Annotated in this window: 3 protein-coding genes; 2 read left to right on the top strand and 1 reads right to left on the bottom strand. The window is 65.4% G+C overall.

What is annotated here, in order from left to right; all coding sequences use genetic code 11:
* The coding region (locus ACXJL8_RS19290; protein ID WP_456685417.1) for an ABC transporter substrate-binding protein at positions 1-801 on the bottom strand (801 nt) is incomplete at its 3' end.
* Positions 802-1,093: 292 nt separating this feature from the next.
* Between ACXJL8_RS19290 and ACXJL8_RS19285 the strand changes: the two genes are divergently transcribed.
* Positions 1,094-1,843: a hypothetical protein gene (locus tag ACXJL8_RS19285; protein WP_456617784.1), complete on the top strand. Its 750-nt coding sequence runs from the start codon at positions 1,094-1,096 to the stop codon at positions 1,841-1,843.
* Positions 1,844-1,914: 71 nt separating this feature from the next.
* A partial coding sequence (locus ACXJL8_RS19280; RefSeq protein ID WP_456685416.1) for a leukotoxin LktA family filamentous adhesin occupies positions 1,915-12,298 on the top strand: 10,384 nt, incomplete at its 3' end.

Below are 12,298 nucleotides of genomic sequence, written 5' to 3'. Positions count from 1 at the left end.
ATGTTTCGCTGTCGCCGCGATGATCGCCTGCCGGTTGATCACCAGAAAGCTGTCGACGAGCGCGATCATCGCCGCCCTCGGCGGCCCGGCAAAGCGGCTGATTGCCCCCTCGATGTCCGCCGGCGCGCCGACGGGGGCGAGCACCACGCCCACGCCTGCTGCCGAAGCTTCCTGCTCGACGGACTCGAGGTAGAAGCGCCCGCCGCGGGGCGTTGTCGCCGGATTGTACAGGACACCCACGCGCGCGATGTCAGGCACGGCCTCGCGGATGAGCTGTAGCCATTTGCCGCCCATCTCGGCGGTGCTGCTGGTGAAGCCGGTGACGTTGCCGCCGGGATGCGCGAGGCTCTCGACGAAGCCGTTGCCGACAGGGTCGTTTGCCGTCGCGAAGACGATCGGTATCGTCTTGGTGGCGGCCATGACGGCCGCGGTTTCGACCGTCGAGCCGGTCAGGATGACGTCCGGCTTGAGCTCGATCAGCTCCTGCACCGCGGTCTTCATCTTGTCCGGTCCCCCGAATGTCGAACGAAGCTCGAAGCGATAATTGACGCCTTCAACCCAGCCCCGCTGCTTCAAGCCTGCGATGAGCCCACCGAGGCGAGAGGTCACGTTGCCGTCAGATATGTTTCTTCTGGTTAACTCGTCGTCGAGCGACAGACTGGTCAGCGAGGCGACGATGCGCATGCGATCCGGCGTTGCGCCGAGCGCAAGGAAGCCCGCGGCAGTTGTGCCGGCCAGGCGAAGGAAATCGCGGCGGGCGACCGCCGGCACAACGCGGGCAGGAGCGGACCGCTCAATCATGAAATGTTTCGCAAAAATTGTCCCTGGCCGTGTGCATATCGCGAAAGCCTGGCGACGACAATTGATGAAAAAATGCGCTTGTGAATGTTCATTCGCAGCCTTCGGCAGTTCGATACCGTATTCCTACGCCGCTGAGGAGTCGCTGTTTCGAGCCTTGTCTGCTCCGTGATGTTTCGTAACGCCTTGTGGCATCGCAACATTTTCCGTCCCGGTTGCGGCGGCGGTTCGGGGAAGCCGATTTCGTGACTGCCGATTTTTGAGTCGTTGTTTCAGGTTGTTTCGAAGGTTTGCGATGCGCAGAATCTATCTTGTCCCGGCCCTCGTGGGCCTCTTCACCTCTGTTGCAGCGGGTCCATTGGTGGCTCAGGGCGCCGTGCCGAAGCAGAAGGCTGCTCAGGCACCGAAGGCCGCCACCGCGGCCGGTGCTGCCCCTGCCGCCGCAGCGCCCGCCACCGCTGCGACCGAAGCGCCGAGCGCCGGCTCGGAAGACAAGATCAAGGCGATCGACGGCTTCCGCTCCGCCAAGTTCGGCATGAGCGAGGCCGACGTGCGCGCGGCGATGACCAAGGATTTCAACGCCAAGCCGGACGCGATCAGGGCGCAGGACAACGCGTCCGAATTGACGCACAGCCTGTTGCTCTCCGCTCCGGAGCTCTTGCCGAACGGCGGGACCGCCGAGCTCTCCTACGTGTTCGGCTACAAATCGAAGTCGTTGATCCAGGTCGGTGCGGTCTGGTCGAAGGGCACCGATACGGCGATGACGGCGGAGAAGCTGTTCTCCAACGCCAACATCCTGCGCGCACATTTCATGGGCGAAGGCTTCAAGCCCGATTCCATCGCGGTCAACATGCCGGTTGCCGGCGGCATCGTGATGTTCCGCGGCAGCGATGCCAAGGATCGCTCGGTGATCCTGCTGCTGCAGGGCACGTTCGAGAACAAGGAGAACAACCAGCGTGTGCTGACGCCCACCAGCCTCTTGCTGTTCTACGTGGCCGACGCCAAGAGCCCCGACATCTTCAAGCTGCCGCCCGGCCAGTTCTGATGCCGGTCGACGTCACGACATTCTCCCACCCGGTTGTGGATCGGCGCCAATGCCGATGACGAGGATCTGAAATGCGCGGACCATCTGCGACGCGAAATAATGACGAGCTGACGCTGCGGGGGCTTGCGCGCTTCCGTTCGATGTCACTGCTCTGCGCGATGCAGATGGTCTTCCTGCCGGTGTTCAGCGTCCGCCTTCAGGCCCAGACGGCGAACGTGATCACGCCGGACGGCCGCACGGGCACGTCCCTGCAAACCTCCGGCAGCGTCACCAACGTCACGACGTCGACCGTCTCGGGCAACAACGCCTTCAACTCGTTCTCGCAATTCAGCGTAKGCCAAGGCAACACCGTCAATCTGCAACTGCCGACCGGCACGCGAAACCTCGTCAACATCGTTCGCGACGCGCCGGTCTACGTCAACGGCACGCTGAACTCCTACATGAACGGCGCGATCGGCGGTAATGTCTATTTCGCCGACCCCAAGGGTTTTGTGGTCGGTCGTTCCGGTACGGTCAACGTCGGCAGCCTCAACGTCTCGACACCGACGCGCGAGTTCACCGACAGCCTGATCGGCGCGGGCGGGGCGATCAACCAGTCGGCCGTCGGCAACCTCATGGCGGGCTCGTTCCCGGTCTCGCGAGATGGCAACATCCGCATCTACGGCCGCGTCAACGCCCAGGACGGTGTGCGGCTGACCGGCCAGAACGTCTATGTCGGCGGCGCCAGCCAGCGCGACATCGCCAATCTCGATCACGCCGCGAAATTCGCGGCCTCCGTCAACTCCAAGGGGCTGCGCAGTGCCAGCGCCATCACTGTCAGCAACGGCTCGATCCATATCGGTGCGGTCAACAATGCCAGGATCAACGGACGCCTGACCGCGCGCAGCCAGACCGCGACGCCGAGCAACATCACGGTGCAGGCCGGCAATAATATCGATGTCGGCAAGAACGCCAGGCTCAGCGCCGCCAGCAAGACGGGCGACGCCGGCGACATCCGCCTCAAGGCCGCCGAGAACCTGACCGTGAAGGGCGGCGCCAAGTTCGACGCCAGCGCGAAGACCGGCAATGCCGGCCTGGTCGAGTTCAGCGCGAACGGTATCATCGATGTCGGCAATGGTGTCAGCATTAACCTTGCCGCGCCGAACGGCAAGGCCGGCACGCTGCTGATGGACCCGACCGACGTGGTGGTCGGTGATGCGAGCCAGGGCGACACCGGCGTGACGCTGTCGAACACCTCGATCGCGAATACCATCAGTGGAATCACCGGTGGCTCCAGCGCCACCTACCTGATCCAGGCGAGCAATTCGATCACCTTGGCGGCACACGCAGTGGTCGATACCCGCCATCTCGACGTCAATGGTCATTCGACGGGCAATGCCAACCACATCACCATCGACGCGCCGAACATCGACATCAAGAATGGTGCGCAGATCCTGGCCCAGGCGGTCAACTTCGGAGGGACCACCTATTCCGACGGCAATGTCACGCTGACCGCAACGGCGAGCGACATCAAGCTGTCCGGCCAGGCCACCGCCGAGACGGCGATCACGGTCGACGGCAAGATCACCGGCGGCATCGTCTCGATCACCGCAACCTCGACAGCCGTGTCGAGCTTCCTGAACGGGTCTGTGGCCGGTGATTTCGCGCTTGTCGGCTCGACGCTGGCCGCCTCGCTGCTCGGGCTCAATGGCGGCTATGTCGCGGCAAGCGCCACGGCGACCATCAACATCAACAGCCATGCCGACATCAACGGCCACGGCGATGTCACCATTTCCGCGCATGCCACGGAGACCGCGTCGGATCCGGCGGTCGCCTCCACTTTGCTCGGCAGCCTCACGCCGGTCGCGGCCGGTGTGGTCGTCGGCAAGATCGACGGCACTGCCACGACCAACGTGGCCTCGGGCGCGACGGTCAACGCCGGCGGCAACCTCGAGATCAAGGCGCTCAACGATGCGACCATCGCCATCGCGGCCCTCGCGGCGTCGACCAGCGCGCAAATCGTCCCGACGGTGGCCTATTCCACGGGATCGGTGACGACGACCGCCAACGTCGCGACCGGCGCGCATCTTGCTGCCGGCACGGTGAACACGAGCGGCAGCACCCTGAAGGTGCGCGCGATCAACAACAACTCGTTCTCGACCAGCGCAACGTCGGTTGCGGCGCCCGGAACGGGGGCGAGCGGTGCTGTCGGCGGCGCGTTCGCCATCAGCGACATCACAACGTCCGCGACCGCAACGCTCGGCGCATCGCTCGGAACCGATGTCAACACGCGGATGAACGGATCCGTTCTGGTCGAAGCGACGTCCGACACCACGCTAAATTCCACGATGGCTTCGTCCATCGCCGGCCTGCCGGCGCTGATCGCGGCGATCGAACGAGGACTGCGCGCCGTCACCTCGCCGACGTCGATCATCAGGGACCATATGGGCTCGCTGATGCCGTTGAGCTTCGATTTCAAGGTCGCAGGCGCGCTGTCGCTGGCCAACAGCACCCAGAGCGCGACCGCTGCGATCGCGCAGAATCCGAGCGGCGGCGCGCCGAGCATCTATGCCAGCGGCAACGTTGCCGTTGCCAGCAATGTCATCGATCGCGGCGTTCGCAGCAATGCGACGTCGAGCGCGATCACGAAGGATCCGGTGTCCGGCGAGAGCACCGCGATCAGCGCGGCCGTCGCCTGGGGCAATTTCACGCATAATTCGAACGCCTATGTCGGCAATGGCACGCTGATCAACGCAGCGAACATCGCCGTCGATGCCACCACCGAACTGCCGATCACCAATTCCTGGCTGAAGTGGGATGGACTGGGTGCGGTGCTGAGCCACCTCAACGGCAATCTCGGCGTCGGCGGCAACATCCTGACCAGCTACGCCAATGCCACCGCGGACGCCGGCGACACGATCGGCATCGCCGGTTCGCTGAATCATTTCGTCGTGAACAACAACACGACGGCGTGGGTGGCCGGCAGCGCGAGCCTGACGGCGACCTGCGCGACCGCGGCCTGCGGCAGTGGCACCGGCTGGTCGGTCGGGATGGACAATGGCGACGTCCATACCTACAACGCCAGCATCCAAATCGCGGCCACCACGACCACGGCGTCGATCGACGCCGCCGGCAATGTCGGCACGCTCGGCTTCCTGTTCGGCAACACCTCGGGCGGCTCCTCCGTCGGCGGCGCGCTCAATCTCGTCCAGTTCAACACCAATACCATCGCCGGCGTTTCGGACCGCGCGACGCTGCGTGCGGCGGACGACATCGCCGTCGACGCGATCACTTCCGACCGGTTCGTCGCTGTCGCACCGTCGTCGGGCAAGGCTGCCGGCACGCTGGCGCTGAATGGCATCACTTCGCTCGGTTTCCTGAACAACACGACGCATGCGTCGATCTCGAGCCAGGCCACGGTCTATGCACCGACCGTCGGCATCCTGGCGCAGCAGGATCTGTCGGTCGTGACGCTGTCCGGCGCGATGAGCTATAACGGGAGCGGCGGTTCGGCGGTCGGCTTGTCGGTCGCCTATCTCGGCGCAAATACCGACACCTCCGCCTATATCGGCGACAACCATTCCGACATCCGGCCCGGCGTGTTCAGCTCCAACGATCCGTTCGCCGGCACCAGCGGCGGAAGCGGGGCGGTCAATGTCGACAATCTGACACTCAGCGCGACCACTTCGGGACGCATCACGGCGGCCGCCGTCGCGGCAGCCGTCTCCGACCCGGCGTCGTCGAGCTTCTCCGACAAGGCGGGCGCCGCCGGTGCGGCCTCGACCGGGGGCACCGCAGGCGTGACGACGGCCGCGAGCAAGATCGGTTCGACTTCGGGATCGAGCACTAGCGGCTTCAGCCTCGATCTCGCCGGCAGCTCGTCGGTGACCGACGTCTCGCTCGGCACCAGCGCCTATATCAAGAACACGACGGTCAACAAGTACACCACGACCAGCGCCGTTCTGACCAATACGATCGTTCAGGCGCTCAACGACACCATGCTCAACAATGGTTCCGGCTCCGGGGCGCTCAATCTGGCCGGTGGGTCCGCCCAAGGGGCTGCGATCGGCGGCGCGATCGCGGCGGCGATGTCGAACAACGCGACGCTCGCCTATATCTACGGCACCACCATGAACAACCAGAGTTCGGTGACGGTGCAGGCGCTCAATGGCGGCTCGGAGACCGTCGTCGCCATCGGCGTGGCGGGATCGAAATCCAACGCGGCGTCGCTGTCGGCTTCCGTCGGCATCGTGACCGACAGCGCCAATGCCTATATCGAGAGCTCGACGATCACGGGGCAGGCCACCGGCGTCAACCGCGCGCTCGAGGTCGACGCCTACCAGACGACGAACATCGCGATCGGCGGCGGCTCGCTCTATATAACGGGCGGCCAGGCCGGCGTCGGCATCGGGCTGACCTATGCCTCGATTGCCGATCCCACCGGCGGGAATGCGACCGACGCGCATATCCGCAGCACCTCGATCTCGAACTACGACACTCTGCTGGTGCTGGCCGACAGCGCCAGCGTGATCGCGGCCGGCACGGCCTCGGGCGGGGCGGGGTCCAACGGGCTCGCCGGCGCGATCGTCGTCAGCGAGATCTCGCCCACCACGACCGCCTACATCAACAGCGGCGCAACGGTGAACATCAACGTTGGACGCGTGACGGTGCTGGCGGACAGCGGCGCGGTGTCGGCGCTGGACACCGCGCTCGGCAACCTCGTCAAGAAGTCGAACAACAATCATCTCGCCACGGACACCTGCACGGTCGCCGGCGGCACGGGCGGGCAGAACTGCATCGACTTCAGCGCGGCTGCGCTCAACGACGGCACGGGTAACGGTCCGGGGGCCAGCATCGTCTCCGTTGCGGGCCTCATCCAGGCCGGCAAGAACAATGTCGGCGCCTCGATCGTCTACGACACGATCGCAACAACGCATTCGGCCTATATCGCCAACGTCCTGATGACGRCCGGCAGCAACGGCAATGTCAGCGTGAGTGCGGTCGACTCCTCCAAGATCCAGTCGGTCACCATCGGCTTTGGTCTTGCGACCGGACAGTTTGCGGGCGTCGGCGGCACCACGATCAGCAGCATCTCCAATACCGTTTCGGCGGCCATCGGCAACGGCCAGTCCAGCGCGTTGCAATCGAGCGTCACGGCCAAGAACATTTCCGTCGCTGCGACCGACAATTCCAGCATCACCGGAACCGCCGCCGTCGCCGGCGCCTCGACGCAAGGCAGCGCCGCGGGCCTGGCGCTGGTCTACAGCAGCATCGCCAACAATGTCAGCGCCGGCGTCACCGGGTCCAAGCTGACCGCATCGGGCAACGTCGCGGTCGGTGCGAACTCGAACGCCAGCATCTCGACGGTCGCCGTCGGAATCGCGCTGTCCTCGCAGGTCGGGCTGGCCGGCTCGGTCGCCACCAATCTGATGGGGACCAACGTCACCGCCAGCATCACCGCGGCCGGTACCAACGGCATCAATGGCGCCGACGTCACCGCCACCAACAACGTCTCCGTGATCGCCGGCAATAACGACAAGGCAGGCGTGTTCGCCGGCGCCGTGTCGATCAGCAAGGGCGCGGCCGGCGGCGCGGGCTCGCTGGTCACCAACCAGATCACCGGGACCACCGCGGCCTATATCAGCGGCGCGAATACCAAGGTCGACGCGCTCGGGACCAGCAGCACCGATACGCTGTCGGTCAACAACGGCTCGCTGGTGCATGCCTTCGATCTCGGCACCGCGCATGCGCCGACTGACACCACCCCCGACCTTACCGAGAACCAGGACACCGTGCGCGGCCTTGCCGTCGTCGCGAGTTCGCATCAGGCGGTCGTGACCAACGTCGCGTCGCTCGCCGCGAGCAGCGGCATCTCCATCATGATCAACCCGATCACCAACGTGATGAGCGGGGTGACCAGCGCCTATATCGACAGCGCTGCCATCGACACGCGCCTGGCCTCGTCGACGCTGAAGCCGCAGATCGAGGTCGCTGCGTCCAGCTTCTCCTATTCCGGCGCGTTCGGTGCCGGCATCGTGGCTCCGACCGGCAACGGCGGCGGCGGCGCCACCATCATCAGCACCACGATGCAGCGCGGTACGTTCGCCTACATCACCAACGCCACGGTCGGCGGCGTGCAGTCGTCGAGCGCGACGGTCGGCGCCGTCACCGTGAAGGCCAATGCTGAGCAGGATGCATCCTCGATCGCGATCGGGTTCAACACCGGCTCGGTCGGGCTGAACGTCTTCCAGGCGACAACGGAAGCCTATGTCGACGGCGGCGCGCTGACGGCCTCGTCGCTGACGGTGAACGCCACCAACAACACCGGCATCTTCTCCGCGAACGGCTCCGGCGCCTACGGCAGCCAGGCCGCGATCGGCGCGGCGTTCCTGGTCCAGGTCTCCTCGAACCGGACCGAGGCCTATGTCGGCGACGAATTCCGCTATCAGGGCAATGGCGCGGCGCACACGACCGCGCTCAATCTGAGCGGCGCGCTCGACGTCGAGGCCAACACCAAGAACCGCTTCGAGGCCTATGCGATCGGCGGCGCGCTCTCGACCGGCACGGCGGCGATCGCCGGCATGGCCAACATCGAGATCGCCAACAACACCACCATCGCCGGCGTCTACGACACCACGCTGCAATCGGTAACCGGCGGTGCGGCTGGCGCGGTCACCATCAACGCGACCGAGGACGTCGCGATCAAGGAGATCGCAGGTGCGCTCGCGGTCGGCGCGAGCGGGGCAGGTGTCGGCGTCGGCGCCGCCGCCAACGTCATCGTGTTCAAGAGCCGGACCGTTGCCGAGAGCTGGAACAGCAATCTGAACTCTTCCGGTGCGATCAATGTCAGCGCGCTCAGCACCAAGGAGGTGCTGTCCTACGCGGTGACCGCCGGTATCGGCGGCAGCGTCGGCATCGGCGCGACCGTCGGCGTCATCATCATCGGCACCAACACCGCCGATGCCGACACCCAGGGCCAGCAGTCCGGCCAGCTCAATCAGGGCAACAACGGCACCATCGCGTCCGTGAACAACGGCACCAACAACGCGCATGGCAGCAACGCGGTCGCCAGCGGCACGGCCGGCAATCCGAACAGCGCCAACGTCAGCTCGACCTACGACGTCAGCAGCGTGCTGAGCGGCGGCAATGACGCCGTCGTCGCGCAGATCGCGGGCGGTAACGTCACGGGCACGCAGGTCAATGTAAGTGCCACAAGCGCCAATGCCGCCAAGATGTATCTTCTCGGCGCCGGCTTTGCGAAGAATGTCGGCATCGGGGCCGGCATTGGCTACACCAGCGTCAACAGCACCGTGCTCGCCAATCTGAGCGACTACGGACGCAACGGCTCCGGCGCGCTGGTGGCGGCAGACACGCCTTTGGCCGTTTCGGCACCGATTGTCACCGTTGCGGCGGTCGTCAAGGACGCGACCACTGGACCTTATGCCGGCAAGACCATCGATACCGAGGCGATCGCCGGCGGTGCGGCGCTTTACTTCGGCGCCGATGCGGCTGTCGCGATCGGCAATGTCAGCAACTCCGTGGTGGCGCTGCTCGGCGGCCAGATCACCGGCGCGAGTGGCACCGGCAATGGCGTCGCCGTCATGGCGATGGATTCGACGACTCAGGTGGTTTTCACCGGCGGTGTCACGGGCGGTGCCGTGGCCGTCGGCGCGTCGGTCGCAACGGCAAGCCGAACGAGCTCGGTCGCAGCACGGGTTCTGGACGGCTCCACCGTCAACGTCGCGACTCTGGCAGTTGGCGCAAGCGGCGCCGGCACGTTGACGACGACGGCCACCGCGCTCGGCGGCGGCATCGTCGCGGGCGTTGGTGCGGATGCGGAGGCCCACGAGAACTCATCCGTGCTGGCGGAGATCGGCAGCAGTGCCTCGATCACGACGTCCGCAACCGGCGTCGGCACGCTGGTATCGGCGTCGATCACGCCCGATCTGTCGAGCGAGGCGATCGGCGTTTCCGTTGGCGGCGCCGCCGTCGGCGTCGCCATCGCCAGGTCCACGGTCGGCGCCACGGTGACGGCCGATGTCGGCGACAACGTCAGCTTCTCGGGCGGTGCGCTCGCGGTGACCGCGATGGCATTGGTTCCGACCGACGGCACGACGACGTGGGCCAAGGCGCTCGCCGGTGGCGGCGGCTCGCTGATCGGCGCTCAGGGCAGCCTGGCCCAGGCGTCCGAGAACGCGACGGTGAACGCGTATGGCGGGACGGGGATCCGGCTGCCCAACGCCAACGTCACCATCGCGGCTGAAAACGACAGCGCCCAATATGCCGAGGGGACCGGCCTTTCGACCGGCTTCCTGGCGCTCGGCGCCACCGTCGCGCAGACGTCGTCGAGCGCGCACACCTATGCCTATCTGGGTGCGCCGGCCGACATGGACGCGACCCATCTGAACCACACCGACTACATCGGCATCCTCCGGATCACCGCCACCGGCACGGACGCCAATGTTTCCAACGCGACGGTCGGCGCGGGCGGCACCTATGCCGGCGCTGCGGCGGTTGCTACGACCAGCTCGACCGCCGTGACCAATGCGCGGTTCGACGGCGGTGCGACGGATGACACGCTCTATTTCGGCGGCCTCAGCGTCAAGGCCACGCACACCACCAATTATGCGGCCAGCGGCGATGCCTATCAGGCGTCCACGGCCGGAGTCTCTGCCGGTAAGGCGCAGAATGATGTCACCTCGACCACCACGGCCGAGATCGGCACGCACCTGATCATCAACACGGATGGCGGCAACATCGTCGTCATCTCCAAAGACAACGTCAACCAGGCCGGCGGAGGCGCGCGCTCGGGCTCCGGCGGCTCGTTCTCGGGTGCTGCAGCGCTGAGCGACTCTCATGTGACCCAGTACGTCACCACCAATATCGGCGCCGGAACGATCCTGAGCCTCAACGGCGATCCGCGGACGGCGACCGGGGTAATCGATATCGAGGCCTACAACACACTGAGCACGACCGACACGGCGAGCCTGGCCACGGCCAGCTTCTTCGCCGGCGGTGGCGCAGAGTCCAACATGACGGCGAACGCCACACTCGCGGTCAATATCAATGCCCGCGAATTGTTCAGCGTCGGCAAGATCTTCGTCGGCACGGCCGCGACGATGTCGGCGTCGAACTACGCCAATGCCAGTCTCTACGGCGCGATCGCCGGCGTCGGCGCCAGCACCAACAGCTGGGTCCATGCCAACCAGGCCGTCAACGTCGGCAGCAGCACGACAATCGAGGCCTGGCGCGACATCAACATCTATGCCGGCATGTCCGGCGATACCATCACCTTCAGCAGCGTGCAGGCGACTGCGACGACGGTAGTCTACAACAACACTGCCATTCCGATCTCCACGCTGTATCGCGGCACGGCCAATGCCGCGAACGACTCAAGCCTCACGCTTGCCGACAGCTCGCGTGTGCTCGGCGTACGTGACATCTACCTTGGCGCAACGCAAGGGCAGGTCACCGCGTCCGGCAACGGCAGCAACTACAATCCGTATCTGGACATCTTCAGCGCCAAGAACAGCGACAACCACAGCCATACCAGCGGAACGGGCGATGTCGCGCTCAACGGCCTGGTGGTGGCGGGCATCAACAACGACGTGACCATCACGATCGATCTCGGTGCAAGTGCGCCGACGCTGAGCACGACGAGTCCTTACTCGCCGCTCAAGCCCAATCTGTCGTCGCCGCCCACGCTCGAATACGTCGCCGACGTCGATCATTTCAGCCCGGTGAAGAGCTGGAACCACCAGACGATCCAGTACACCATCGTCGGCGGCTTCAATCCCTATGACAACATCGTCAACCAGCTGGCCACGCTGACGGGCCTGACCGCGACGCAGATCCGGACCCAGCTCTCGACGTCGACGTCCGCACATCCCGCCACGATGGCGCCGTCCGGCGCCGATCCGACCGGCGACGTGCAGCGCCAGATCAACGCGCTGATCCAGCAGGCGCCCTATACGTCCGACGCCCCTGGCAACGCCTTCGCGTTCGGCGACATCCTGGTGTCCGCCGGCAATGTCTCGATCCTCGCGCAGAAGCTGACGGGAAACAGCCTCTCCGGTCACACGGCGCCATCGGTGACCGCGCAGAGTTCGCCGACGATCAGGGTCGAGAACCGCGGTCTCGACTTCATGGATTTCGCGAACCTCACGGTCACCAATGTGACCGGTGGAAACATCACCTATCGCCAGATCGACCATGTCGACCCGGACTCGCATTCCAACGTGACCTTCACCGCCACGCCGAGCGCGACGCCGATCATCGACATCTCGGCCACCTATAACCGCGTCGATCCCAGCACCGGGCTCGGCGTCGACGGCAACGGCAACCAGCTGACGCGCAAGCCCGACATTTATTTCGACGGCATCGTCACCAACGAGAACGGCCTGCTCAAGATCACCAGCCAGCTCGGCAGCGTCGTCGCGTCGCAGTCGCTCAATGCCGCGACCATCCAGATGGTGG

This window comes from Bradyrhizobium sp. P5_C11_2, assembly GCF_054049755.1.
Note: the sequence above shows the minus strand (reverse complement) of the source record. Positions and strands in the feature narration are given on the sequence as shown.

What these genes read in the sequence shown, in the direction of transcription:
- ACXJL8_RS19285 (WP_456617784.1), top strand. Translation starts at nt 1,094, where the DNA reads ATGCGCAGAATCTATCTTGTCCCGGCCCTCGTGGGCCTCTTCACCTCT.